Annotated in this window: 24 protein-coding genes and 1 pseudogene; 8 read left to right on the top strand and 17 right to left on the bottom strand. The window is 39.4% G+C overall.

The annotated features are described in order from the left end of the window. Nucleotides 1–241, top strand: a pseudogene (locus Aru01_RS18350) (hypothetical protein); the annotation flags it as partial. Between the two features lie 131 nt (nucleotides 242–372). Here the strand turns inward: Aru01_RS18350 and Aru01_RS13540 are convergent. From Aru01_RS13540 to prmA, 9 genes are all read right to left on the bottom strand, one after another. Then, nucleotides 373–1,068, bottom strand: coding sequence for a methionine ABC transporter permease (locus Aru01_RS13540; RefSeq protein WP_016656843.1), 696 nt, complete (start codon nucleotides 1,066–1,068; stop codon nucleotides 373–375). Continuing rightward, on the bottom strand, nucleotides 1,065–2,090 hold the full coding sequence (locus Aru01_RS13535) for a methionine ABC transporter ATP-binding protein (protein WP_016656842.1): 1,026 nt from the start codon (nucleotides 2,088–2,090) through the stop codon (nucleotides 1,065–1,067). The genes Aru01_RS13540 and Aru01_RS13535 overlap by 4 nt, the downstream gene beginning before the upstream one ends. Before the next feature lie 87 nt (nucleotides 2,091–2,177). After that, nucleotides 2,178–3,047: a MetQ/NlpA family ABC transporter substrate-binding protein gene (locus Aru01_RS13530; protein ID WP_016656841.1), complete on the bottom strand. Its 870-nt coding sequence runs from the start codon at nucleotides 3,045–3,047 to the stop codon at nucleotides 2,178–2,180. Between the two features lie 31 nt (nucleotides 3,048–3,078). Continuing rightward, nucleotides 3,079–4,146, bottom strand: coding sequence for an isopenicillin N synthase family dioxygenase (locus tag Aru01_RS13525; protein WP_016656840.1), 1,068 nt, complete (start codon nucleotides 4,144–4,146; stop codon nucleotides 3,079–3,081). A 212-nt stretch (nucleotides 4,147–4,358) separates the two neighbouring features. Continuing rightward, entirely contained in the window at nucleotides 4,359–5,642 is a 1,284-nt protein-coding gene (purD, locus tag Aru01_RS13520) for a phosphoribosylamine--glycine ligase (RefSeq protein WP_040331241.1), read from the bottom strand. A 124-nt stretch (nucleotides 5,643–5,766) separates the two neighbouring features. Then, the gene (purH, locus tag Aru01_RS13515) at nucleotides 5,767–7,341 is read right to left on the bottom strand and encodes a bifunctional phosphoribosylaminoimidazolecarboxamide formyltransferase/IMP cyclohydrolase (RefSeq protein ID WP_016656838.1); all 1,575 of its coding nucleotides are present in this window, start codon (nucleotides 7,339–7,341) and stop codon (nucleotides 5,767–5,769) included. Nucleotides 7,342–7,428: 87 nt separating this feature from the next. Then, a complete protein-coding gene (fis, locus tag Aru01_RS13510) occupies nucleotides 7,429–7,698 on the bottom strand; it encodes a DNA-binding transcriptional regulator Fis (RefSeq protein WP_001086304.1) in 270 nt (89 codons plus the stop codon). 366 nt (nucleotides 7,699–8,064) lie between these two features. Continuing rightward, nucleotides 8,065–8,922 carry a DUF3426 domain-containing protein gene (locus Aru01_RS13505; protein ID WP_016656837.1) on the bottom strand — a complete coding sequence of 286 codons (858 nt, stop codon included), beginning with the start codon at nucleotides 8,920–8,922 and terminating at the stop codon, nucleotides 8,065–8,067. Between the two features lie 26 nt (nucleotides 8,923–8,948). Beyond that, nucleotides 8,949–9,845, bottom strand: coding sequence for a 50S ribosomal protein L11 methyltransferase (gene prmA / locus Aru01_RS13500; RefSeq protein ID WP_016656836.1), 897 nt, complete (start codon nucleotides 9,843–9,845; stop codon nucleotides 8,949–8,951). A 231-nt stretch (nucleotides 9,846–10,076) separates the two neighbouring features. On the opposite strand from prmA, the gene mnmG reads away from it, so the two are divergent. After that, nucleotides 10,077–11,966 carry a tRNA uridine-5-carboxymethylaminomethyl(34) synthesis enzyme MnmG gene (mnmG, locus tag Aru01_RS13495; protein ID WP_016656835.1) on the top strand — a complete coding sequence of 630 codons (1,890 nt, stop codon included), beginning with the start codon at nucleotides 10,077–10,079 and terminating at the stop codon, nucleotides 11,964–11,966. 94 nt (nucleotides 11,967–12,060) lie between these two features. Here mnmG and Aru01_RS13490 read toward each other — a convergent pair whose 3' ends face one another. Next, complete coding sequence (locus tag Aru01_RS13490) at nucleotides 12,061–12,525, bottom strand: MarR family winged helix-turn-helix transcriptional regulator (RefSeq protein WP_016656834.1); 465 nt, start codon at nucleotides 12,523–12,525, stop codon at nucleotides 12,061–12,063. A 681-nt stretch (nucleotides 12,526–13,206) separates the two neighbouring features. Between Aru01_RS13490 and Aru01_RS13485 the strand changes: the two genes are divergently transcribed. After that, nucleotides 13,207–13,668, top strand: coding sequence for a hypothetical protein (locus Aru01_RS13485; protein ID WP_016656833.1), 462 nt, complete (start codon nucleotides 13,207–13,209; stop codon nucleotides 13,666–13,668). Between the two features lie 95 nt (nucleotides 13,669–13,763). Here Aru01_RS13485 and Aru01_RS13480 read toward each other — a convergent pair whose 3' ends face one another. Both Aru01_RS13480 and brnQ read right to left on the bottom strand, forming a co-directional pair. Next, nucleotides 13,764–13,997, bottom strand: coding sequence for a hypothetical protein (locus Aru01_RS13480; RefSeq protein WP_016656832.1), 234 nt, complete (start codon nucleotides 13,995–13,997; stop codon nucleotides 13,764–13,766). 407 nt (nucleotides 13,998–14,404) lie between these two features. Continuing rightward, on the bottom strand, nucleotides 14,405–15,718 hold the full coding sequence (gene brnQ / locus Aru01_RS13475; protein WP_016656831.1) for a branched-chain amino acid transport system II carrier protein: 1,314 nt from the start codon (nucleotides 15,716–15,718) through the stop codon (nucleotides 14,405–14,407). A gap of 251 nt (nucleotides 15,719–15,969) precedes the next feature. On the opposite strand from brnQ, the gene map reads away from it, so the two are divergent. Further along, entirely contained in the window at nucleotides 15,970–16,764 is a 795-nt protein-coding gene (map, locus tag Aru01_RS13470) for a type I methionyl aminopeptidase (RefSeq protein WP_016656830.1), read from the top strand. Nucleotides 16,765–16,895: 131 nt separating this feature from the next. Here the strand turns inward: map and Aru01_RS13465 are convergent, their stop codons facing one another. The 4 genes from Aru01_RS13465 to aceR form a co-directional block, all read right to left on the bottom strand. After that, nucleotides 16,896–18,062 (bottom strand): benzoate/H(+) symporter BenE family transporter, encoded by a 1,167-nt coding sequence (locus Aru01_RS13465; protein ID WP_016656829.1) that lies wholly within the window; start codon nucleotides 18,060–18,062, stop codon nucleotides 16,896–16,898. Between the two features lie 142 nt (nucleotides 18,063–18,204). Next, nucleotides 18,205–18,858, bottom strand: coding sequence for a leucine efflux protein LeuE (gene leuE, locus Aru01_RS13460; RefSeq protein WP_016656828.1), 654 nt, complete (start codon nucleotides 18,856–18,858; stop codon nucleotides 18,205–18,207). 129 nt (nucleotides 18,859–18,987) lie between these two features. Further along, the gene (gene tal / locus Aru01_RS13455; RefSeq protein WP_016656827.1) at nucleotides 18,988–19,962 is read right to left on the bottom strand and encodes a transaldolase; all 975 of its coding nucleotides are present in this window, start codon (nucleotides 19,960–19,962) and stop codon (nucleotides 18,988–18,990) included. An 87-nt stretch (nucleotides 19,963–20,049) separates the two neighbouring features. Further along, nucleotides 20,050–20,940, bottom strand: a complete 891-nt coding sequence (aceR, locus tag Aru01_RS13450) for an HTH-type transcriptional regulator AceR (protein ID WP_016656826.1) — start codon at nucleotides 20,938–20,940, stop codon at nucleotides 20,050–20,052. Between the two features lie 85 nt (nucleotides 20,941–21,025). On the opposite strand from aceR, the gene aceI reads away from it, so the two are divergent. Next, a complete protein-coding gene (gene aceI / locus Aru01_RS13445; RefSeq protein WP_016656825.1) occupies nucleotides 21,026–21,460 on the top strand; it encodes a chlorhexidine efflux PACE transporter AceI in 435 nt (144 codons plus the stop codon). A gap of 108 nt (nucleotides 21,461–21,568) precedes the next feature. Here the strand turns inward: aceI and Aru01_RS13440 are convergent, their stop codons facing one another. After that, a complete protein-coding gene (locus Aru01_RS13440) occupies nucleotides 21,569–23,074 on the bottom strand; it encodes an acetyl-CoA C-acetyltransferase (protein ID WP_016656824.1) in 1,506 nt (501 codons plus the stop codon). 259 nt (nucleotides 23,075–23,333) lie between these two features. Here Aru01_RS13440 and Aru01_RS13435 point away from each other — a divergent pair, with 259 nt between their 5' ends. The 3 genes from Aru01_RS13435 to Aru01_RS13425 form a co-directional block, all read left to right on the top strand. Further along, nucleotides 23,334–24,725: a 3-oxoacyl-ACP reductase gene (locus tag Aru01_RS13435; protein ID WP_016656823.1), complete on the top strand. Its 1,392-nt coding sequence runs from the start codon at nucleotides 23,334–23,336 to the stop codon at nucleotides 24,723–24,725. A 107-nt stretch (nucleotides 24,726–24,832) separates the two neighbouring features. Further along, nucleotides 24,833–25,684, top strand: a complete 852-nt coding sequence (locus tag Aru01_RS13430) for a MaoC family dehydratase (protein ID WP_016656822.1) — start codon at nucleotides 24,833–24,835, stop codon at nucleotides 25,682–25,684. A 201-nt stretch (nucleotides 25,685–25,885) separates the two neighbouring features. Continuing rightward, nucleotides 25,886–26,623 (top strand): serine hydrolase domain-containing protein (locus Aru01_RS13425; RefSeq protein WP_042111468.1); only part of this gene is annotated, 738 nt, incomplete at its 3' end.

Below are 26,623 nucleotides of genomic sequence, written 5' to 3'. Positions count from 1 at the left end.
TCAAGGCAATTTTGTTGAACAGAATTTGCTGGATCTGATTGATGCCTGTGCGGGTCGTTTAATTGGCGCGGATATTACAGGTGATGTTTCTGCATATCGTTATAAGAGTCTCTTAAAACGTATGTTGAGTGCAGGAGATGGTCAAAGTGAACCGTCTGAAGCAGATGTAAAGCTTTGGCAGGTTGAGCAGCAGCAACTCAATGATCGTTTGATTACTGCAATTGATCAGCAGTGGCGTTAGAACAGGGACTATATTTTTATCCAATCGAGCGTAAAACCTCACCGTTCAAAGTATAGGTATTCACACCGAGATGTGTAGATACCTATGTTTAGGAGGTGAGGATGTCAATCAAGCACTACATGATATTGAGTTTAGCGTAGACGTGACAAACGCTCACCAATCATTTGAATAATTTGTACCATAATCAGTAAGATAATCACGGTTAGAGTCACAACACTGCCATCAAAACGGTTATAGCCATAGTCAATTGCTAAAGCGCCGATTCCACCAGCACCGACTGCACCTGCCATTGCTGTAGCACCAAGTAAACTGATAGAGGCACTGGTTAAGTTTAAAATTAATGAACTACGTGCTTCAGGAATGACAAATTTAAAAATAATTTGGCTTGGTGTTGCACCCATTGCTTGAGCTGACTCAACAATACCAGGGTTAACTTCAAGTAAAGAAATTTCTAGTAAACGTCCGATATAAGGGCCAATATAGAAGGTAAGCGGAACAATTGCAGCCCAAACACCAATGTTCGTACCTGTTAAGATTTTGGTTAATGGGATCAGTGCAATCAATAATATAATAAAAGGTAGCGAACGCAGCGCATTGACGACTGGGCCCAAGCTATTATAAATCAGACGATTGGATAAAATCCCTTGTGGACGGGTCAACCAAAGCGTTACGGCTTGGATAAAGCCCCAGAGCGTACCCAAAAGCATGGCAAGAAAAAGCATATAGATCGTTTCCTGCATTGCAGTAACGAATTCATCCATAGTGACGATGCTTTGCCAAAAGGGTTGGGTCACAGTTGTCAGGAATTGAACGATTAAATCTCTCATGCGATAACTCCTGCTTTTTTAACCATGACTTGATTGGCTTCTAGATAAGCAATCGCTGCATTGATTTGATCATGTGTTCCAAGTAGTTGTACAAACATTTGTCCAATGACATGACCTTGAATTTCAGTCATATTGGCAAATAAAATATTAAGTTGAAGATCAAATTGACCAATGGTTTTTTGAATCACTGTCTCTTGTGCAGACTTACCTAAAAATTGCAGACTATAAATACTGTGATGATTTTGATTTTCCAAACGTTCTAAGATACTTAATGGGAGTTGTTGTTGAAGTACAGTTTGGATAAAGCTTTGTGTAGTTGGATGTTGAGGATGACTGAAGATCTCTAAAGTGCTGCCCGTTTCTACCACTTGGCCAGCTTCCATGACCGCAACATAATCGCAGACTGACTCGATCACATCCATCTCATGAGTGACCATTACGATGGTAATATTCTGTTCTTGATTGATTTTTTTTAATAAAGCCAATACAGAGCGTGTGGTTTGTGGATCAAGCGCGGAGGTGGCTTCATCACAAAGCAAAATTTTAGGACGATTGGCCAGTGCACGAGCAATACCGACACGTTGTTTTTGCCCACCAGAAAGTTCATCAGGAAAAGCATTCTTTTTGTTTTTTAAATCAATGAAGTCGAGTAATTCATCTACACGAGCTTGGCGTTCAGCTTTACTGTAGCCCAATAGTAATAAAGGCATTTCAATATTTGCTGCAACAGTTTTTGTTTCAAGCAAATTAAAATGTTGAAAAATCATGCCAATATTGGCACGTTCCTGACGTAGTTGTTGTGGACTATAGGCTGTAAGATCTTTTTGTTGAATAAATACCTGACCTGATGTTGGACGCTCAAGTAAATTGATTAAGCGTATTAAGGTACTTTTACCTGCACCACTATAGCCGATAATACCAAAGATACTGCCTTGTGGAATTTCTAGATTAATTTGATTGAGTGCCTGATAGGTTTGACCCTTTTGCACATAGTGTTTGGAAATATTCTTAAATTCAATCATCGCTGTTTGTCTACATCAAATAACCTAAAAGAAAAAGCAGGTAGCGCACTACCTGCTGTATTTAATTGTGTGGATAGACTGAGTAAATTATTTGTTTTCAGTCAGGTATGTCACAGGTTTGTTTACATCGATTTTTGTACCAGCAAAATGCTCATCGACATATTTTTTCACTTCAGCACTGTGATAAAGCTCACCCACTTTTTGCAAAGTTGCATCGTTTTCACGGCCTGCAGCAGTTGCTAAAATATTGACATAGAGTTTAGTACTTTGATCGATTTTTTCATAATAAATCGCATCTTTAATTACATTTAACCCGCCTTCCATCGCAAGTGTATTACCTAATACGATGGCATCAACTTCACCTTTAACACGTACAGCAGTAGCCATTGGAATAGTTTTTAACTGTAGGTTTTTAGGGTTTTCAACGACATCACGTGTAGTGCCTTTGATCGGATCAAAATCAGCTTTGAGCTTAATTAAACCTGCTGATTGTAATAATGACAGTGCGCGTGATTCGTTTGCAGCATCATTCGGAATAGCGATCTTAGCGTTGTTAGCTAATTCACCTACAGATTTTACTTTATCTGAGTAAATACCCATTGGCTCAATATATGTTGTTGAAACTGGAGTAACTTTGTCTTTACTTTCAGCATTGTAGGCAAGCAAATAGTTATACGATTGAAATGCATTGAGATCAACTTCTTTATTTGCAGTTGCATTGTTCATTGCTACATAGTCATTAAAGTTTTTGACTTCAATATTTAGTCCTGCAGCTTTCGTTGACTCTAAGCCTGCAATATAACGCCAAACATCAGTATCAGAACCTGTTGATGCAATCGTGATTTTAGCTGGATTAGCCGCATCAGTATTTTTTGCACTTTTTTCTTCAGGTGTTTTACTGCAGGCTGCAGCCAGCAGTACAAACAGACTTAAAAAAAGGCTGATATATTTTTTCATTTCTCTCGTCCTTATCGGAATCAATAAAAGTTCAAGCTTCAGTCTCAACGACTAGAAGTTGCTTGTTCTGTAGTTGCTTATATTCTTTTGGATAATGTCGCTCGGTGACATCCAAATGCGAACGTAAACGACCCTTTAAAGTATTTAAACCAACATTCCTATAGAGTGGATTGTGTGGTTCATAATCAGGCCCCAATGCTAAAGCAGCGAGTTCGGGTTTTAAATCCAATACTGGAATATCGCCAGCAAAAATGTTTGGCGTTAAAAAATAAGCGATCGAATAACGATCTTGACCCGCTTGAGGTGCATTTACACGGTGAATATTACCATGTAGATAGCCATTACTCGCAAGTTCTAATACTTCTCCAATGATAACAATTAAAGCATCTTCGACATAAGGTATATCTTTCCACGTATCTTGCGCATAAACCTGTAGGCCACCGATCGGATCTTGGGTCAATAAGGTAATGATACCGCTATCTTTGTGTGCACCGACACCTTGGCGATGCTGAGGATCAGCACTGGCTGGGTAATGCAGTAATTTAACCAGTTCAGCAGGGTGCTTGGGATCAATTAAAACATCAAGCGCATGTGCGGGCTGTTCGAGTGCAGCTAAAAAATGTCTAAGTAATTCAATTGTTAACTTTCTGGCTTTGTGCTGAAAAGCACTTATTTTTTCACGAAACTCTGGCCACTGTTCAGGCCATTGGTTTGGGCCTTGCAGACGATAGTAACTTGGACTAGTGTCATCCAGCTCTAAGGCTGGTAGTTCTGCACCAAGGTCAATTTGTTCACGATAGTCAGGCTTTTGTTGTGTTGATTCAGCTGCAACATGATTATAGCCACGAAAATGTGGAGAATTGACCATCGCAATTTTTTGTTTTTCTGTCAGTGCTAAAGCAAAAAACTCATGTGCTAAACGCTGAACCTCAGCCAGTTCCTCTGCTGTAAAGCCATGACCACGTAAATAGAAAAATCCAGACTCACGCGAGATTTTACGTAAATTCATTGCAAAGCTGTGCATATCCATTGCATCATTTACTTCAGTTAAGTCGATGATTGGTAATACAAACTGTGAGCTTTGATCTGAATGAGTCATGAGATTTCAACAGGGGGCGATAAGTAAAAACAGAGTATATTTATTTTTTATAGTATTTAAATTAATTAAAATGAACTTCAATATGAATTTAAAATATAAGGAAGTCAGTGCGCATAGATGAAAGTCAATACGGCTTGATTAAAGCATTCATTTCCATCATGGTGATGAAAATGAATGCAGTGGTCTAGTTCATTTAGTGCAGCTTATTGGACTTAAGCTTGTTCGCGTGCAATAGCGCGGTAGCCAATATCTTTACGATACTGTACACCGGTAAAGCTTACTTGTTGGCAAAGTTCAAGTGCTTTAGCTTGAGCTTCTTGGATGCTGTCACCAATAGCTGTCACACATAATACACGTCCACCAGACGTGATGACTTGGCCTTGATCATTTAGAGCAGTACCAGCATGGAATACTTTTGTACCTTCTGTCGCTACATCTAGACCTTGGATAACATCACCCTTACGTACAGTTTCAGGATAACCCTCAGCAGCTAAAACAATACCGACTGTCTTACGCTCATCCCACGCGGCTTCAGCAGGAAGTTGACCTTCAATACCTGCTTCAATCAGTTCAACCAGAGAAGATTGTAAACGCATCATAATCGGTTGAGTTTCAGGGTCGCCAAAACGACAGTTAAATTCGATGACACGAGGCTGACCAGCAGTGTCAATCATCAGGCCTGCATATAAGAAGCCAGTATAAACATGACCATCTTTTGCCATACCCTCAACAGTAGGACGCATCACTTCTTGCATGACACGCTCAAATACTTCTTGAGTGACAACAGGAGCAGGGGAATAAGCACCCATACCACCAGTGTTCGGGCCTTGGTCTGCTTCAAAGATCCGTTTATGGTCTTGTGACGTTGCCATAGGCAAAATGTTGTCACCATCGATCATACAAATGAAAGAGGCTTCTTCACCATCAAGGAACTGCTCAATCACTACACGTGATCCAGCATCACCAAACTTATTGCCAGCTAGCATATCGTCAATTGCTGCAAAAGCTTCATCATTGGTCATTGCCACGATTACGCCTTTACCTGCAGCTAGACCATCAGCTTTGATTACGATAGGAGCGCCATGTTGTTCAACATAGGCTTTAGCTGCAGCAACTTCCGTGAAGACATCATAAAATGCAGTTGGAATGTTGTGGCGTTTTAAGAAGTGTTTAGCAAAAGCTTTAGAGCCTTCGAGTTGAGCTGCAAATTGTGTTGGGCCCCAGATTTTCAAATCTGCTGCACGACAAGCATCGACAACACCATTAACCAAAGGTGCTTCAGGACCTACAACAATGAGATCTACATTGTTTTGCTTAGCAAACTCAATGATTGCAGGATTATCCAAAATATCGACTGCTACATTTTCGCATTTTGCTTCTGTGGCTGTACCGGCATTGCCAGGTGCAACAAAAACTTTACTCACTTTTTCATCTTGGGCAATTTTCCATGCCAAAGCATGCTCACGACCACCGCCACCTAGAACTAAAATATTCATTGCCACAAACTCCATGAATCGCAATGACATAAAGTCCTCTAAAAAAGAGGACTTTAGGCATAAATATCGAAATAATCAAATATATGTGCACAATCCCCCTAGTCGGGGAATTGTGCATTAAAGATTAATGACGGAAATGACGCATACCGGTAAAGACCATCGCAATCCCATGCTCATCGGCAGCAGCAATAGTTTCTTCATCACGCATAGAACCACCCGGTTGAATGATACATTTAATGCCTGCTTTAGCAGCATTATCAATACCATCACGGAATGGGAAGAATGCATCTGATGCCATAACTGCACCTTCAACCACAAGACCTGCATGTTCTGCTTTGATTGCAGCGATACGTGCAGAGTTGACGCGGCTCATTTGACCAGCACCTACACCAATGGTTTGACGGTTTTTCGCATAAACGATTGCATTTGATTTAACGTATTTTGCAACTTTCCAAGCAAAGATAAGGTCATCAATTTGCTGGTCAGTCGGGGCAATTTTAGTCACAACTTTAAGGTCGTCTTTACTGATCATACCTAAGTCTTGATCTTGAACTAATAAACCGCCATTGACGCGTTTGTAGTCATATTGCGCTTGACGAGCTTCAGGAGCTGGTAATTCGCCGCAAACTAATACACGAACGTTTTTCTTCGCGCCAGTCACTTCAAGTACACCATCAGCAATACTTGGTGCAATAATCACTTCAACAAATTGACGATCTACGATGGCTTGAGCAGTCGCAACATCTAATTCACGGTTAAATGCAATGATGCCACCAAACGCTGATTCTGGATCTGTTGCATAGGCAAGGTCATAAGCGGCATGAATGCCATCTAACGATACAGCAACACCGCACGGGTTAGCATGTTTAACGATAACACAAGCAGGTTTAACAAAAGTTTTTACACATTCAAGTGCAGCATCTGTGTCAGCAATATTGTTATAAGACAATTCTTTGCCTTGTAACTGAGTTGCAGTTGAAACAGAAGCTTCTTGCGCAGTTGATTCCACATAAAAAGCAGCTGCTTGATGTGGGTTTTCACCGTAACGTAAATCTTGAGCTTTATTAAGCTGAGTATTGAATGTGCGTGCAAACTGATCTGCTTCTGGTTCTACTTTACCGACGCGTGCACCGAGGTAAGAAGCAATCATGCCATCATATTGAGCAGTGTGTTCGAATGCTTTTACAGCAAGGTCAAAACGCGTAGCGTGAGAAAGTGCGCCATCTGTTGTGAGTTCACTAATGATGTCAGCATAATCTGAAGCATTCACTACAATACCCACTGAAGCATGGTTCTTAGCAGCGGCACGAACCATAGTTGGTCCACCGATGTCGATATTTTCGATCGCATCAGCAAGGCTACAGTTCGGCTTTGCAACAGTTGCAGCAAAAGGATAGAGGTTAACCACGACTAAGTCGATTGGATCGATCTGATGTTCTTGCATTACTGCTTCATCTAGACCACGGCGTGCCAAGATGCCACCATGGATTTTAGGATGTAAGGTTTTGACGCGACCATCCATCATTTCAGGAAAGCCAGTATGCTCAGACACCTCTACGACAGAGATATTACTTTCTTTCAATAGCTTATAAGTACCACCTGTAGAAAGAATTTCTACCCCTAAATTTGCAAGTTGTTGAGCAAATTCGACAATTCCTGTTTTGTCAGAAACAGAGATCAAAGCGCGTTTAATAGTCATGATTTTCAGTCAGCTGTTGTGTTGAAGTCTACAGATTAAAAACAGATGGGCATAAAAAATGCCCACAGACGTGAGCATTTTAGCATTTTATTCACTCATTAGGCCGTGAGCTTTTAACTTTTTACGCAAAGTTCCACGATTTAATCCTAGAATCTCTGCAGCACGTGTTTGGTTGCCGCGAGTATATTCTAAGACAACAGACAAAAGAGGTTTCTCCATTTCTGCCAATACCATATCGTAAACTTGAGATGGTTGTTCGCCTTGCAATTGAGCAAAGTAGTGACGAACAGCGCGATCTACATGGATACGAAGAGCGACATCAGATTGTGCAGTAAAAATGGGAGACTTACTATTCATGCGTATTTATCCGAATAAAAAAACAAATACTGCCCGGGTAAAGCAGTATAAATGTGGTATAAAACTTGAGTGTCGATTTAGATCTTAAATCGCGCGCCCGATATTGGTAACAATTAGCTTGCCATATTTCGTCAAATTGGTTGCAAAATAAGCGTAACAATAAATTAATAATTGTAACCACGCTATTTCACAGACAAAAAAACCAGCTGCGCAATATTGATAAATATTGCACAAAACTAGACATTTTGTTGTGGGATTTTGCAAATGTTGACGAAGCATAGCTTTCGTGGCGCATATAATAGCATTGTCTTAGAAAAAATGAGCAAGTTAACTACAATTTTTTTATTATTTTTTTAATTAAGTTTGTTAAGGGCGCATAATTTCGATTTTATACTGCCAATTTTGGTCATAATGCTGTAATAAAGTGAATTTAAAGGCATATGGATGGCGTGCTGGAATTCGAGTCATACCATTTAAGCTCTGTACCAGATATTCAGCAGGGGAAATAACCCGCTCTAAGTACTGCTGATCTTTTTGCATAATCACTTTGAAGTGGGGCAGTTTTAGACTTTCCGCGTTGTAATTCATTAAAACGCCAGAGATCTGAGTGTGATTATCAAGCGTACGTTCAACTTTAAAATGTTCAACATTAAGCTTTTTATAACGCTGATCAAGTGTTTCACATCTTACTAATGTACACGCCTGATTAAAGAAGGCATTTAAAACCTTGGATTGCTCTAACAGCTGTGGGTTGAACCATAAGATTTGAAAGACAAAAAGTAAAAATAATGAGAGATTAATAACTCCCCACATCAGGTAATAAGCAAATTGAGGTCTTTTCTTTCGTTGAAAAGCCATTTCTCTACTTTGCGATAAACTCGGTGCAGGATAGTAATAAACGTTATTGCGATGATAATAATTTAGGTTGTTTAAATAATGATGTAAGTCAAGATTGGACTGGTCTACTGTGCGCGATAAGATGTCTAGCCCCAGTGCATTATCACTTGCTGTGCTTTTACTGCGAGTGAAAAAGCTGCGTTGTTCATGCTGACGCGGCACTTGATCTTCAGGTAAATTTAAATTGGATTGTTGTAAATGTAATAGAGCATTGAAGTTCTCAGCACATTTAGGACAACAGACCATGCCCTGAGCCACGGTTAATTGTGGCACTGTCACTTTATATAAGCTAAGACAGTTTGGGCAGCGGGTCTGTTTGGTGTTCATAGGCTTAACCTAATCAATACGCAGTATTAGTGACGTTTTCCTGAAAGTCGATACCAAGTTTCTTCACGTTGCGCACGATCTGTCACATCAAAGAAGGCTTGGTAGGTTTTGCTTACATCTTCTACTTGTTCTTCAATAATACCTGCTAAGGCAAATTCAGCTTGTGGTTTGGTAAGTTCAGCAAACTCTTCAACCAAAGACATTAATGGGCCAGCTAATATATTGGCAACCAAAACATCTGCTTGTTGTGGTTTAAAGTGTTGTTCAAAAGCTTCAGGTAGATCGACATAAAGACCATCTAAGACACCATTAAGCTCAGCATTTTGCTTGGTGGCCAATACTGCTTGGGGATCAATATCAGTGGCATAGACTTTTTTAGCACCAAGTAATAGAGCAGCTACAGCTAAAATGCCAGAACCACAGCCATAGTCGATCACAATTTTATCTTTAAGCTCTGTTTTGCCTAACCATTGTAAACATAAGAAAGTACTTGCATGGTTGCCTGTACCAAAAGCTAGACCTGGATCAAGTTTTAGATTCACTGCTTCAGGATCTGGCGGAGTAAGCCACTCTGGTACAATCCAAAATTTTTCACCAATTTGAATAGGCTCATAATAATCCATCCAAGTACGTTCCCATACTTGGTCTTCTAGGAATTCACTTTGTAGTGGGGCATCAGGCAATTGCGTTTTAATAAAAGTTTCGAGTGCTTCTACATCTAAACTTTCACCTTCTTCTTGCGCATAGATGCCAGTGACAATCACTTTATTCCATAGTGGAGTTTCGCCAGGTAAGGGTTCTAATAAGTCTTGATTCTCAGCATCATCTAAGGTCACACTGACTGCGCCTAAAGAGCTTAGCAATGTTTCTGTATATTCAACCTGAGCTTGATCAACTGTAATATGAATTTGTAACCACTTCACTATGAAAACCTAAATAATTCGTGAAAAAGACATTGTAACGAAAATAATGTCTATGTGTGCAGATTGGCAATAAAAAGCTGATTTGTTGCAAAAAAATGCTGACAAAACTTAAAGTAAAAAAATAAATCACAGGATTAAAACAAAGTTGTTCAATTAATTTCGTTGATCGGCTCTACATCATTTTAAAGATTTGCTATAATTTTTCGTCTTTCTTTTTTGTCACATACTATTATGTTTTATCCTAAAGTTTACGATGTCATTGTTATTGGTGGCGGTCACGCGGGTACAGAGGCTGCCCTTGCAGCTGCGCGCATGGGACGACAGACATTACTTCTGACGCATAATATCGAAACTTTGGGGCAAATGAGTTGTAACCCAGCGATCGGTGGTATTGGTAAATCACATCTAGTGCGTGAGATCGATGCGCTTGGTGGTGCGATGGCACTAGCTGCCGATAAAGGCGGTATTCAATTCCGTATTTTAAACTCTCGCAAAGGTGCAGCAGTTCGAGCAACACGTGCTCAGGCTGACCGAGTGCGTTATAAAGCAGCAATCCGTCATACCTTGGAAAATCAAGCGAATCTCGATATTTTTCAACAAGCAGCAGATGATCTGATCGTTGAAGGCGATACTGTAAAGGGTGTCGTTACCCAGATGGGTATTCGTTTTGATTGTAAAACAGTGGTACTGACCACAGGAACGTTCTTAGGTGGCGTAATCCATGTTGGTTTAGAAAAATCTCAAGGTGGTCGTGCTGGTGATCCACCATCAATTGCATTGGCAGACCGTTTACGTGAATTAAACCTGCCAGTAGGGCGTTTAAAAACAGGTACACCACCACGTATCGATGCACGTTCAGTTGATTTTTCGGTGATGATCCCACAACCAGGCGATTTCCCATCACCGACGATGTCGTTTATGGGCGATGCTTCTATGCATCCTGAGCAAGTGAATTGCTATATTACTCATACCAATGAGCGTACTCATGAAATTATTCGTGGTGGTTTAGATCGTTCACCGATGTATACCGGTGTGATTGAAGGTGTAGGGCCACGTTACTGTCCATCGATTGAAGATAAAATTCATCGTTTTTCAGATAAAGATTCACACCAAGTATTCCTAGAGCCTGAAGGTTTGGATACTCATGAGCTCTACCCCAATGGTATTTCGACTTCTTTACCATTTGACGTTCAATTTGAATTGGTCCGTTCAATTCGCGGTATGGAAAATGCACATATTCTTCGCCCGGGTTATGCAATTGAATACGATTACTTTAATCCGCAAGCGTTGAAATTTACTTTGGAAACGAAAGCGATTCAAAACTTGTATTTCGCAGGCCAAATTAATGGTACGACAGGTTATGAAGAAGCTGGTGCACAAGGTCTGCTTGCAGGTCTAAATGCTGCTCGTCGTGCTTGGGATCAGGAACAATGGACACCAAAACGTGATGAAGCGTATATCGGTGTGTTGGTTGACGACTTAATTACTTTAGGGACTAAAGAACCGTATCGTATGTTTACCTCTCGTGCGGAATATCGTTTGATGTTGCGTGAAGACAACGCCGATCAACGTTTAACCTCGATTGGACGTGAACTTGGTCTGGTCGATGATGAACGTTGGGCTGCTTATAGCGAAAAAATGGAAGCAGTAGAGCGTGAAACAGGTCGTTTACAGCATTTATGGGCTGCACCAAATAACCCAATGGGTAAAAAGTTTGTCGAAATGACTGGTGCTGATCTCAGTAAAGAATGCAGTGCGATCGATTTATTGAAACGTCCGAATATTAGTTTTGCGCAAATTGCAGAGTTAACGGGTTCTGAAGTTTCAGCTCAAGTGGGTGATCAAATTGAAATCGCTGTGAAATACGAAGGTTATATTAACCGCCAACATGAAGATGTTGCACAGCTAAAACGTTTGGAAGAAACTCGCATTCCTGCTGATTTTGACTACGATATTGTTTCAGGTTTATCGCGTGAAATTACCCAGAAATTAAAAGGCGTACTTCCAGAAACACTTGCTCAGGCAAGTCGTATTCCAGGAGTAACACCTGCGGCTGTACAATTAATTATGATCACAATTCGTAAAAATGCTCAGCAAAAAAAGTCTGTGCCTGTGGTCTAAGTATTAGCAAGATCGCGCTTATTGATTGAGCTACTATTTTAGATAGAAATAAAGACCCAAGATTGGGTCTTTATTTTGTCTGAGATAAACTTGATTATCTCGCAAGATTTTTAAAGATATGTTTGAGATGCTCAGTCATTTTTTCAACTTGTAAAGGAGTAAGTCCTTCAAAAGACTGTTCGAGTACGATCGCCATTAAATCATTTATTTTTTGAGTCATTTCTAATCCAGCATCCGTGAGATACACACGCGTTATTCGCGCATCATTTTCACATGAATAAGTTTCTACATAACCTTCATCTTTTAAACGATAAACAATTTTTGTTGTTGTCGACATTTTAGAGACAATAGATTCTGATAATTCAGAAACACTGGCGTGCGGGCGGGTTTCTAAAATGGTGAGTAAGCGTCGGCGTGAATTGTCTACACCATATTTTTTTAACGCTTGATCGACGTTATGTACATATTGAGAATGTACTTGAGTAATCCAATAAAAGGGGAAGTTTTCAAAGTTGAAATTTTCCGTTGCGGGTAAAAATTTTGCAAATTTTTTGGTCATTTATTGTGCCCTGTTTTTTAATTATCATCAAACTAAGATGATATTATTATTTAGATTCAAGTCTTGTTCGGCTATTTTAAGAAAAAACAGAAAGGCTAATTAAAATAAGGACTAAGATGTGCTTTGCAGTGTTTTCCTAAAATCATCGAACATTATTACTGTGATTTAGCTTCATGTATGGGAGATACTTTATCTAAGTAGAAAAACCTAAATAATCTCAGGTTAAAACAAAAAAGTTAAATTTTTGGATCTATCTTGAATCAATAATCATCCGTCTAAATTACAGCGAACTGATCAGGATATAAATGCTGCCAATACTTTATAGGTTTTGAATTGGGCAACAGCATATTTTAGGACGAAAAAAACTTGTGAAAATGTGGCCTTTGTTGACTAAGTTGTCGTCTAAAAAGTCATATATAGTTTATAAGATTTTTATGCGAAAAATTATCTAATTATCCCTATGTAAATCAGGAATATAAGCTAAGGTAGTTCAAAGGTTTTTTTAGATAATAAATTTATTGAATCCTGTAATTAAATATATCTCAGGAAATATATCAGTAAGTTCTGGATTGAATCGATTAAAGCAGAGTTTTCATTAACGCATTCATTTCATGTTAGATCGCACGATTAAATAATGTTATAGCATGAGTAATGTAGTGATTTTATTAAGGATGATACAACGTGGTATTGGAAAAAATTTCACTGGCAGTAAGTTTGAGTGTTCTATTTAGTGGGATCTACTTATGGGTAGGGATGTTAACTGGAATCTGGAAGTATTGGCAGATTCAAAAGTCACCACAGGCACGAGCTCATTATTATGTCGATATCGCACATCGAAGTAGTTTGCTTTATGCACCTGCAACATTAATTCTGGCTGTATTGGCATACTTCTCAGTTTGGTCAGATCAATTAAACCTAATTTTTGTACTGCTGAATTTGTTTTTCTTTAGTTTTTCTATTTTAAGTTATGTATTACATGGCTTTTTACAAGATACGCAAAATCAATTTAGACAACCACATCAATTGGGTAGTCGATCAATTGCACCTTGGATGATGAAAATTGCAATGTGGTCTTTGGTCGTTGCTGAGTTAGGGGCAACTGCTGCATTATTGCTAGGAGCGGGTCTTAATTTGTTTGGGTGAGCTAGTTGAGATAGAAGATTACGATGAAGAGAGATCGTTGGGGGGAACTTGAAGGATCGTTGACTATGAAGATGGATGACAAAGTCATCCATCTTCTAATCTACATCTTGGTAAGGGCGGAAACGTTGGTCAATGATGGCCCATAGCACAAAGGCTAAAGATACGACGATAGCATAGATAAAGTAAACGGGTTTAAGTTGGCCTTGTATGAGACCGTGAATGAACATAGTCACAATCAGTGCGATTGTTGTGCTCAAAAAGGTCGTCATATTTTGATTTGTCTTCAAAGAATTAATGAAGACTTGCTTGTTGAAATGTGTTGAAAACATCTCCATCCCTCCTGTCATACGCGACAAACACTCATGTTGTTTTAGTCTGTTAAGGGCTTATTTGTACATGGCTTAGAAAGAAAAAGCAAGTCAGGGATCATAGTATTGTTAAAGAATTATGACAAATTGAATAAAAATTAAGTTTTTTAAACTGAATAAAAATCAATGAGTTTGGTTTAATTTTAAACTAAGTTATTGAAAAATATTAAAATATTGAAATATTAGAAAATAGGGTGAATCCCGAGTGTAACGGTAAATTAAATTTTGTTTTAAATAATAAATGGAAAAAGTCATTGCCGATAAAAGTCAATAAACGTGTACTTGGATAAAATACAACGATTATTGCGATACCAAATTAAATTTGGGTAAAACTTAATTTAGCGTAAAGATCGGCATTTACTTTTTATTTATGTTTGGCTTTTCGGATGGGGGCCTTTAACACGGTCAATCACAGTACAGAGGATGAGTAGCACTAATGATGGAATCAACCAAGCGAGGTTTTGCTCAGTGAGTGGCAATCGGTTTAAAAGCTCGGGTAGGGCATCTTTAAACGGTGATACTCGAATACCTTCAAAAATACCAAACAGGAAGGCAATCGCTGTAACGGGTTGAATGACACTTTGTGGGTTGTTAAATTTCTTAGAGAAGAAACTTAGTAGAATCACCACAATTGCAGGTGGATAAATGGCGCTTAAGACAGGTACTGAAAAGGCAATAAGCTTGGTTAAACCTAAATTTGAAATCACCAGTGAAAACAAGATAAAGATAAACACATAAGCTTTGTATGAGATGCGCGTGATTTGTGAAAAATAATCAGCACATGCACAGGTCAAGCCAATAGCTGTAACCATACAAGCCAAGAAAATCATTGCAGATAAGAATAATGCTCCACGATCTCCAAAAGCATGTTCAACATAAGCATGTAAAATAATCGCGCCATTGCTCGCATTAGGAGCGACTTCGTGACTACCTAAACCGAGTTTAAATAAGCTTAAATAAACAAGCGTAAGGCCAACACCTGAAATAATTGCAGCAATAATTGAATATCGAATGACAAGCTTATTGTCAGTTACACCACGTGAATGAATCGCATGAATAATGACAATACCAAATACTAAAGCACCTAAGGTATCCATGGTGAGATAACCACTGACAAAACCTTCAGAAATAGGTGAGCTAATATAGTTGTTGATTGGCGCAGGAACCATTTGACTTGGAATAAAGAATGCCGCTATTCCAAGGATTGCTAAAGATAAGATCTTTAGTGGAGCCAAGACATTACCAATCGTATCTAATAATTTATTTGGATAGAGCGAAACAATAGTGACTACAGCAAAATAAATTAAGCTATAAATCAGCATACTGTGTTCAGTGCCTTCCATGTATGAAGCAAAACCAATTTCATAGGAAACGGTTGCTGTACGTGGAATAGCAAATAAAGGACCAACCGATAGATAACATACGATGGTTAAAACTAAACTGGCTATTTTACCCAAAGGCGAACTTAAAATCGCAATTGAGCCTTGAGTACGCGAAAGAGCAACGATTGTTAATACTGGGAGGCCGACGGCTGTAATCAAGAAACCAAAAGCAGCAAGCCAGACGTGTTCTCCAGCTTGTTGGGCAACAATAGGGGGGAAAATGATATTTCCCGCACCAATAAATAATGCAAAGGTCATAAAGCCAAGAGCAAGGATATCTCTTGATTTGAGAGTGGTCATACAACTGCGGAATATTACAAAAGCGTAGATTCTAGTGGAAATCTGATTTGAAGTGTATTTTATTTTTTTATTGTAAAGTTTGAATAATCAATCCTATTGAATTTTATGAAAAACTATTTAAGTGGAGTGATTAATGCAAAATAACTGGCCAGAAAGTATCTACATGATCTATGAGGGAGGAAGATCACTTTCACACCTATTTAATTGATATGGTGTAAGATAATAAGCAATTTCAACCATGGGTGGGATAAATGCGAGTTTCACAGATTAAAATTAAGAGCGCTTATGATTTAGAAAAGTTACGTGAGTCGGGGCGTTTAGCGGCTAAAGTTTTGCAGATGATTACTCCTTATGTAAAACCTGGCGTGACGACAGAATATCTGGATGATATTTGTAATGATTATATTGTGAACACGCTTAAAGTCATCCCTGCGAATGTGGGGTATGCTGGCTTTACGAAAACAACCTGTATCTCTCCTAATCACGTGGTGTGCCACGGCATTCCATCAAATCAAGTCATTTTAAAAGACGGTGATATTGTCAATATTGATGTGGCGATTAAAAAAGATGGTTATTTTGGTGATACTAGCCGAATGTATAGCGTAGGACAGGTAAGTGCAGCAGCGAAAAAATTAATCGATACAACTTACTTAGCAATGCGTGCAGGGATTTACGCGGTTAAACCAAATGCAACTTTAGGTGATATTGGTTTTGCAATTCAGTCTTTGGCTGAAAAAGAAGGTTATAGCATCGTTAAAGAATATTGTGGTCATGGCATTGGGCAGGTTTATCATGAACAGCCCGATGTATTACACTTCGGCAAACCTGGATATGGTTTAACCCTAAAGCCTGGAATGGTATTTACCATTGAACCTATGGTAAATATGGGTAAAGCGCGTGTTAAAGAGTTAGCGGATGGTTGGACAGTGATTACAGCGGATCATTCACTTTCTGCGCAGTGGGAACATATGGTTGCAGTAACAGAAACTGGTTTTGAGCTACTCACACCTTGGCCTGAAGGTACGGGTGAGTATCCTGACATTTAAAACGATATAGGCTTTTAACATCTTACCCACTGACTACTGCTTTGTAGTCGTGGGTTATATTTTCATGGTATTTATTTTGAATCGAGCTGAGTATTCAAACTTAGTTATATGATTTACGTGTTACGTGTATATTAACGACGCTTTTTATAAATCCAAGAAACAATACATCCAAAAACCAGTCCCCAAAATGCTGAACCAATTCCAAAAAACTGTACGCCAGAGGCACTAAATAAGAATGTCATCAAAGCAGCTTCACGTTGATCGACATCGGCAAAAGCAACCACAATATTATGTCCAATGGTTGCAAATAATGCGATTCCAGCCAAAGTCACAATAAATAGTGTAGGAAATGACAATAATAAGCTGGTAAGTGTTGCAGCAAATAAACCCATGAGTAGATAAAATATGCCACAGCTCATACCGGCTATATAACGCTTGCTTGGATCACTATGAACTTGGTCGTCTAAACTAATTGCAGCACTAATCGCAGCAATATTTACACTAAAACAGCCAAATGGTGCCAATACCGTTTGAGCAAAACCTGTCCAGCCGATTAATGGTTTAATATGCGGTTGATAACCATAGCTTTTAATCATGGCAATTCCAGGCAAATACTGTGAGGCCATATTAATGACTAAAAGTGGCAAAGCCAGACCCAATAAAGCAGCAACACTAAAATCTGGAGTAGTCCAAATCGGCTGACTAATGCTCCAGTTAAGGTTAAGCGCTGGTATATGCATAAATACAGGACTGAGTGCAAAGCTGGCTATAACTGTAATGACAATGCTATAACGTGGCCAAAGGCGCTTAGATATAATATAACTGGCCAGTACTGCAAGGACAAAACCAAAGCCATGTTGCAGTTGCGCAAATACATCAATACCAAACTTCAGTAGCACCCCTGCCAACATAGCACTAGTTAAGCTTTGTGGAATAAAGGATAAGATACGTTCAAAAATACCAAGATATGCCAATATAATCGTCAGTAAGCCGCAGACCATAAAAGCACCAAGGGCTTCATTGAGGCTATAACCACTTCCACTGGCAATAATCAATGCGAGGCCTGCGGTTGACCATGAGGTAACGACGGGGTATTTAAATTTCCATGATAGTAATAATGCACATAACCCAATTCCAGTACCGAGTGCCCAGAACCATGAACTAATTTGTGCAGTGTTTGCACCTAGGTTTTGTGCAGCTTGTATAACAAGTACAGATGAAACACTGATACCGACAAGGAAGGTAATAAAACCGGCAAATACTGCAGTAATAGAAAAATCTTGGATAAGTTTATTCATGGTTTAAAGCAAATTGATGATGAATTGGTCTGTTAAAGATCATACCGATAACTGTTGCAGTCACCTAGTATTAATTTGGGAATGTTAAAAGTTGATGGTCTATTTAATCTACTCATAAGCTTGGCTGAATCATTAAGTGGACTTAACTTAAACTAGAAGTTGCGAGTTTAAAACCAAAAATACAAAATGAAATACCTACTACAGTAATTCCCACTGCTGCAAGTTTATAATAGCGATTAAAGTAATGTGCGAGTTTAATTCCTGAAAATATGAGTAAGGTTAAATAGGTCATACTGAGGAATTGTAATATCGTGGCCAATAGGGTGAAACTGATTGCAGGGTGAGCATAAGCAGGATCTACAAACTGAATAAAAAAAGATAAATAAAATAGTATGGCTTTAGGATTGATTAAGCTAATCGTAAGAGCACTACGAAACGGATGAAAACTTTGTAATTCTTGTTGTTTACTTTGGCCCTGAATATTTTTTGTTGCGTTATTCCAAGTTTTATAAGCAGCAATACACAGTCGAATACCCAGATAAGATAAATAACCTGCACCGACTACTTTAAGTAATATAAAAATCCAAGGAAAGGCTTTGAGTAAAGAGGCAGCACCAAGAACCGTTGCTAAAATTAATATCAAGTCACCTACAAACACACCAAAAGCGGCTTGATAACCTGTTTTAACACCAAATCGTGAGGCTACAGACATCACATAAATTGAATTTGGTCCCGGCAATATAATGATAAAAATTGCGCCGATGATATAGGTCCAAATATCGGTGATGCCGAACATAAATTACTCGCATGTGAACAAGACCATGAAGATCTGACGTGCTGTGTGGTCAAAGGATGAAGTTTCATCCCGATACTGTAACCTCATTGGATTACAGCATAGGATGAAGTGCTAGTATTATGCCTGATTTTAGACAGAAACTTCAAAGGATTGTTCTAATAAAACATGAAGTTGTTGACGCGCTTGTACAAAGCCGTCAATGCCTGAAGTTAACAATTGTGAAGCCATTGGATCGTCTTTTAATTGTTGTTCGAACTGTGCCTCAATGAGTACTTCGGGCGTTTCGCTCACTATTTCAATCTGATCAGCATTGAGTACGGCTGTGACTGTACGATGATCCTGATCTAATTCTGCCAACAGGCTTGGTGCAACTGTAAGTAAGTCACAACCAGCAAGACCGAGTACTTGTTCAATACTGCGGAAACTTGCCCCCATAACCTCTGTTTTAATCTGGTGCTGTTTATAGTATTGGTAAATTTGTTTAACGGATAATACACCCGGATCTTGAGCAATAGGGTAATGATCAACTTGTTCAGCTTTTTTATACCAATCTAAAATTCGACCAACGAATGGCGAAATTAAGGTTACTTTTGCATCAGCACAGGCTTTGGCTTGGTGCATGCCAAATAATAACGTGAGGTTGCAATGAACACCCTCAGATTCGAGTTGTTTAGCGGCTTGAATCCCTTGCCAAGTAGAGGCAATTTTAATCAAAATACGTTGTTGGTCTACACCATACGCTTGATAAAGTGCCAGTAACTCTTTGGCTTTGGCTATAGTTGCAGCGGTGTCATAAGACAGTGCTGCATCGACTTCTGTAGAAACACGACCGTCTATACTTTTTAAGATTTCTACACCAAGTTTCACGGTTAAAATATCAATGGTACGTTCAATCAGAGCAGCGCCTTGGTAGGCTTCACGTTTAGCTTGTTGGTAGGCTTCGACGATCAGTGCCTTATTCTCAGCTTGTTTGGCCGCTGCTGTAATGAGTGACGGATTTGTTGTCGCATCCAATGGGCGAAATTGTTGAATTGCTTTTAAGTCACCCGTATCTGCGACAATCGTGGTTAGTGCTTGTAGTTGCTTCAATGCAGATTGTGTCATTATCTTCGATTCTTAAAATAAAAAAAACGTGAAACCTAGTTATATCACAAGCTTTGGCCTACAGGAGTGGATATATCGGGAAAATGATTAATTTTCTTGCTGTCTTAGTTTCTGAATGTGTTTTATTAAAAATTGTGCAGCTATACCGAGTTGGTTTTCACGACTCCAGACTAAGTCCACGTAGTATTCAAAGCGGGAGGTGAAATCGATAAAGTCGAGTATTTTTAATTGCTCTGCCAGTTTTGGATTTTCATTTAACATTTCTAAAGGTAAGATCCCCCAGCCAAAACCTTGTAAAATCATGGTACAAGCAGAGTGATGGCTATCTGTCCGCCAGATATTTTTAGAGTAGACCAATTCTGGTTTAATTGAACGATTACGACTGGCCACAACGATTTGTCTACTCTGTAAAACCTGTTCAAAACTGACTTGTTGATACTGTGCGAGTTGGAAGTCTTTTGCTGATACTGCAACCAAAACTTCTTTTTTCAGCTCTACAAATTGATCACTACTGTCAAGTTGTTCACGTTCAAATAAAATGGCCAAATGTGCAGAGCGATTCATTAACAGCTGTAAGGCATCTTCCTGTGGCGCAGAAAAAATATTGATCTGTAGTAAGGGGAACTGCCTTTCTAAGATCGAAATATAATCAGTCCAGTTGCTATGTGAAAGCTCTGAGACAACAACAATATTCAACGCAGACTCTAATCCAGCACTGAGCGCTAGGGCTTGTTGCTTCCACTGGTTCATTTCTATGAGCAATTGTTCGGTTCGTTCATACAGTACATGAGCTTGTGCCGTGGGTACAGGTTCACGTCCTTTACGTTGAAATAGCTCAAGTTGTAAATCAATTTCTAAGTTGGCGATCGACATACTCACTGTAGAGGGGACCTTGCCTAATTTTCGGGCAGCAGCAGAGAAAGAACCGACTTCCATGACAGTCTTAAAAATGTTTAATTGTTCTTGGTTAATATTCATCTATCAATAATATTGAAAGTATCTGACTCGATTGATCAGAATAATACACTAAAATAAGCATTCAATTCACAATGAGTATTTAAAAATGTTGATTTCCAAGAGACGAATAGTTCATGCATTAAGCTATGAAATTATTCTATTGGTGATCATTGCAATCGCTTTGAGTTTTATCTTTGAAGTTCCTTTAGATGTCACAGGTGGTTTAGGTGTCGCAATGGCCGTGACCTCAGTGATCTGGAACATGATTTTTAACCACTACTTTGAAAAACTGGAGCATAAGCGTAAGTTTAAGCGAACAATTAAAGTTCGAATTTTACATGCGATTGGTTTCGAAGGTGGTTTAATGTTGCTGACCATTCCGATGGTGGCTTATGCAATGGACATGACATTGTTTCAGGCGATCTTGCTTGATTTGTCGATGACTACCTGTATTTTGGTTTATACCTTTATATTCCAGTGGTGCTATGACATCCTCGAAAATCGCTACTTCCCACATCGTATGGATAGTGCTGAAGTTTAATTTTCGATTAGTTCTTATATCAATTCGAACATACCGTCTTTATAAAGAATATCAATAAAAAACCGTAGCTTAAGTTAAGCTACGGTTTTTTGATTTCAAGGTGAGGAATTATTTTTCAATAATTGCTGTTACACCTTGACCACCTGCTGCACAGATCGAAATCAGCGCACGACCTGAACCTTTTTGGTTCAGTAGTTTTGCAGCAGTTGCCAAAATACGTCCACCTGTAGCAGCAAATGGATGTCCTGCTGCCAGTGAAGAGCCTTTTACGTTGAGTTTGCTGCGATCGATTGAACCGAGTGGTGCTTCAAGACCTAAACGGTTCTTACAGAAGTTTGGATCTTCCCATGCTTTAAGTGTAGACAGAACTTGTGAAGCAAATGCTTCATGGATTTCATAGAAGTCAAAATCTTGAAGTTTAAGACCCGCACGATCTAACATACGTGGCACAGCATAAGCAGGTGCCATTAATAAGCCTTCTTTTTTGTTTACGAAGTCTACAGCTGCTGTTTCATAGAAACTGATATAGGCTAAGATTTCATGGCCATTGGCTTTTGCCCACTCTTCAGAAGCGAGTAAAACTGCAGAAGCACCATCAGTCAAAGGAGTTGAGTTACCCGCAGTCATGGTTGCAGCTTCGCCTTTACCAAAAGCTGGGCGTAATTTTGCTAATTTTTCTGCTGTTGAATCTGCACGTAAGTTATTGTCTTTCTCTAGGCCCATAAACGGAGTGATGAGGTCATCAAAGAAACCTTCGTCATACGCTTTTGCCATTTTTTGATGTGAAGAGGCTGCAAGTTCATCTTGTGACTCGCGTGAAATACCCCATTCAAGTGCAGTGATGGCTTGATGCTCACCCATAGAAAGACCTGTACGTGGTTCACCATTTTTTGGTGCATCAAGCAAATCTTTAATGTTGATTTTAGTCAGTGCTTTTAAACGAGCTTTTGCAGTTTTAGCAATATTGAGTTCAAGCAATGCTTTGCGAAGTCCATCACCAAAAGCAATCGGGGCATCAGATGTTGTATCCACACCACCAGCTATACCCACTTCGATTTGACCCAGTGCGATTTTATTCGCAACAAGGAAAGCGGCCTGTAGACCTGTACCACAGGCTTGTTGTAAATCAAAAGCAGGTGTTTCAGGTGCCAATTGAGTATTGAGTACACATTCGCGTGTCATATTGAAGTCACGGCTATGTTTAAGCACAGCACCTGCAACGACTTCACCTAAGCGTTGACCTTGTAATTGATAACGCTCAACCAAACCATTTAAGGCAGCCGTAAACATATCCATATTAGAGGCGTTGAAATAAGCACCATTTGAACGAGCAAATGGAATGCGGTTACCACCGATGATAGCAACGCGACGAACAGTATTTTGGCTCATGTTTTTTTCCTGAGGAACAGAAGGTTGGGTTGATTTAGTAGCTTTTGCGGCGGCACTTGTTGTGTTGCTCGCGGTATTTTTTCTCACTGGCGCACGACGTGGTTTGGCTGGAGTTGACGTTGTATTTGCTGTTTTTCTTGCCGTTGCACGTGGTTTCGCTGTCTTTGACACTGCTGCTTCACTGCTTTGATCAGCTGCAGGATTGTCCGTAGTTGATTTACTCATTAAGCTTATTCCACAAATATTAGTGTCATGAATACTGTCAACATTAGCATAATTAACAGTGGGGTGAATTGACTATAATGACATCTGACAAGGCGTTCAGGTCAAGACATCAATGGCTTAACTCAAGTATGATTTGGACAATATTAATGAAGCGGTCAAGGCGCTTGTTTATTTTGTCAGCTTGCAGAACTGCCAGAAATAATCAGCCTAAATGCTTGCAACGATTTATATAAAATTAACTTGTGAAGAGATTATAAGTATGAGCGATCAATACCAAGTATTTGCTAAAACACCTGTTGGTAAGTTTGTGATTAAAAATTTAGGTTTGCCATCACCAATCACCCTTGATCGTTTCCAAGCGGCGACTCCTGTTATTCAGGGTGCAGTTTTGTTCGGTGCTGCTGTGGCAAATGAAGTATCTAGCGCTGTTGCACAAGTCTTGGCCAATGTTCATGCAAACACCTATGCAGGCAATCAACCTGAGTTACAACAAGCTGCGGCAAAAGTTGGACTCAATTTAAGTGCATTTAATACGACAGATACAGCATCAAAGTTTAAGGCAGTCATTTTTGATGCTTCAGGTATCGAGAGTTCAGAGCAGCTTCGCAGTCTATATGACTTTTTCCATCCGATTGCACGTCAAATTCAGACTTCTGGTCGCGTGATCGTCGTAGGTCTCAATCCTGATACAGCGGGTTCTGTACAACAAGCGATTGCACAGCGCGCTTTAGAGGGTTTTGTGAAATCGGTGGGCAAAGAATTTAAAAAGGGCATCACGGCGCAATTGGTCTATGTCGACAAAGGTGCCGAAGCAAACTTAGAATCAAGTTTACGTTTCCTTCTTTCACCACGTTCAGCCTATGTTTCAGGTCAAGTACTACGTGTTAGCCAAGCTGCTGTTGTTGATGTCGATTGGTCTAAGCCATTGGCAGGAAAAACTGCAGTAGTAACAGGTGCGAGTCGTGGTATTGGTGAAGCGATTGCTCATGTTTTGGCACGTGATGGCGCACATGTGATTTGTTTAGATGTGCCGCAACAACAAGCTGATCTTGATCGTGTTGCTGCTGAAATTTCTGGATCTACATTGGCCATCGACATTACCGCTGAAGATGCAGGTGAAAAGATCAAAGCTGCAGCAGTGGCTTTGGGCGGACTTGATATTATTGTGCATAATGCAGGCATCACGCGTGATAAGACTTTGGCGAATATGAAGCCTGAGTTATGGGACTTGGTACTTAACATTAACCTGTCTGCGATTGAACGAGTGAACCGCTATTTATTAGCTGAAAAAGGTTTAAATGATAACGGACGTATTATCTGTGTCTCTTCGATTTCAGGGATCGCAGGTAACTTAGGTCAAACCAACTATGCTGTATCTAAAGCTGGTGTAATTGGCGTGGTGAAATATACCGCTGCAACTTTAAAAGATGGGGTGACCATTAATGCAGTTGCGCCAGGTTTCATTGAAACACAAATGACTGCTGCAATTCCTTTTGCGATTCGTGAAGCAGGTCGTCGTATGAACTCAATGAGTCAAGGTGGATTACCTGTCGATGTTGCTGAAACCATTGCATTATTTGCAGCACCAACTTCAACAGGTTTAAACGGCAATGTAGTTCGTGTTTGTGGTCAAAGCCTATTAGGCGCTTAATTGATCTATAAAAACGAGGGGATGCTATGGCATCCCTTTTGCTTGCTTGAGATATGTTTTTAGATCATTGTTGTGATGATTAATTAAAAAATATAGGATTAAAATCAATGAACACACGTCATTTTAGTCAGTTACCGAAGCCTTATTTAGCTTATGCCAAAGTGGTACAAGGCTTGGTTTTTAAAAAAGCAAAAATTGCCCAAGTCTTACCAGAAGTTGAGTATGTCGTTGACACTCTAAAAGTCGATCAACAACATTTAAAGGCGTACAACGATATTTGCGGTTTTAAACATAATGGCTATATTCCTGCAATTTATTTGGCAGTACTCTCACAAAGCCTGCAAATGCAGATGATGACTCAGGAAGCTTTTCCTTTCGCATTATTGGGTTTGGTTCATATCCGTAATCAAATCACGCAGAAACGTAAAGTGGGAAGTAATGAAACTTTAAGTTTATCTTGTCAGTTTGGTGAATTAAGACCACATGAAAAAGGTTTGGAGTTTGATTTTATTACGACTGTAAAAGTCGCCAATGAAATTGTTGTTGAAGGTGTGACGACATATTTGACACGTCAAAAGAGCACCGAAAAGGCCAAAAGCAAAACTACAGCTGAACACATTGATTATCAATTACAAGATCTATGGAAAGTGCAAGAAAATACAGGTCGTCGCTATGCTAAGATTTCTGGTGACTTAAACTTGATTCATATTCATGCATTAACAGCCAAAGCTTTTGGCTTTAAGCAAGCCATTGCACATGGGATGTGGACTAAGGCACGTGCTTTAGCCAGTTTAAATTTGGCTGATGCATATTATGCTGATGTTTGGTTTAAACTTCCTTTATTTTTGCCTTCTGAAGTTGAGTTTTTAAAAGCAGAGCAAGGTAAAGACACTGCATTTTTGATTCAGAACCATAAAAGTAAAAAACCTCATGTTAGCGGCAATGTCGCAGCCTTATAAGGCGCTGAGGATATTTGACGATAAATAAAACCTAAGTCACGGTTTTTTATCTTGGTCTTGTGTTATGGTCCAAGCTAAATTTACCAACGACTTAGGTTTTTTTATTGTTGACAAGCTATAGCAGAACAGCGTATTTATTTGCTTTCATAGCAGTTCAACAACAATACTGCTTCAACGTTTAAAACAAAAAAAGGGAAAATCATGAGTGGATTAACAGAGCTTATTTTTGCTGATACCCAACATTTTCAGGGTGTGGTTGATCCGCGTTTTGAGGATCTTGCCAAGCAGTTTAGTCGTTTATTGCAAGCCAGCAATGAGCAAGGAGGGGCAGCCCTCGCTGTATATTTTCAAGGTGAAAAAGTAGTCGATATTTATACAGGGAAAAAATCCAATACTGAACAGTGGGAGGCAGATACGATGTCTGTTTGTTATTCTACTGGTAAAGGGGTATTGGCAACATTGGCGCATATTTTAGTCAGTCAAGGCGCATTGGACTATGATAGTCCAATTGCAAAGTACTGGCCTGAGTTTGCCCAGAATAATAAAAATGAAATAACCTTACGTCATGTACTCAGTCATCAAAGCGGTTTATTTGACATTCGAAATATCATTGAAAAAGCAAGTGATATGGCAGATTGGCAAGCCATGTTAAAGCATCTAGAACAAGCTGAACCACGGTTTAAAGCAGGTACAGATACTGCTTATCAAGCTTTAACTTTTGGCTGGTTGGTGGGGGGCGTGCTAGAAAAGGCGACAGGTCAAACACTAGACGCGCTTATGCAAAGCTATTTACTCGATCCATTGGATTTAGATGGTGCATATTTTGGAGTACCTCACACTGAACTACATCGTGTTGCGACACCATGTCGTAAAATTACCAGTACAACTCAAGCTAAGCCTCAGCAGGCAGTAAAGAAAAAACAACCACGTAAAACAACT

The organism is Acinetobacter rudis, from assembly GCF_000829675.1.
GTDB lineage: Bacteria > Pseudomonadota > Gammaproteobacteria > Pseudomonadales > Moraxellaceae > Acinetobacter > Acinetobacter rudis.
This window is presented reverse-complemented; position numbering and strand designations above follow the sequence as displayed.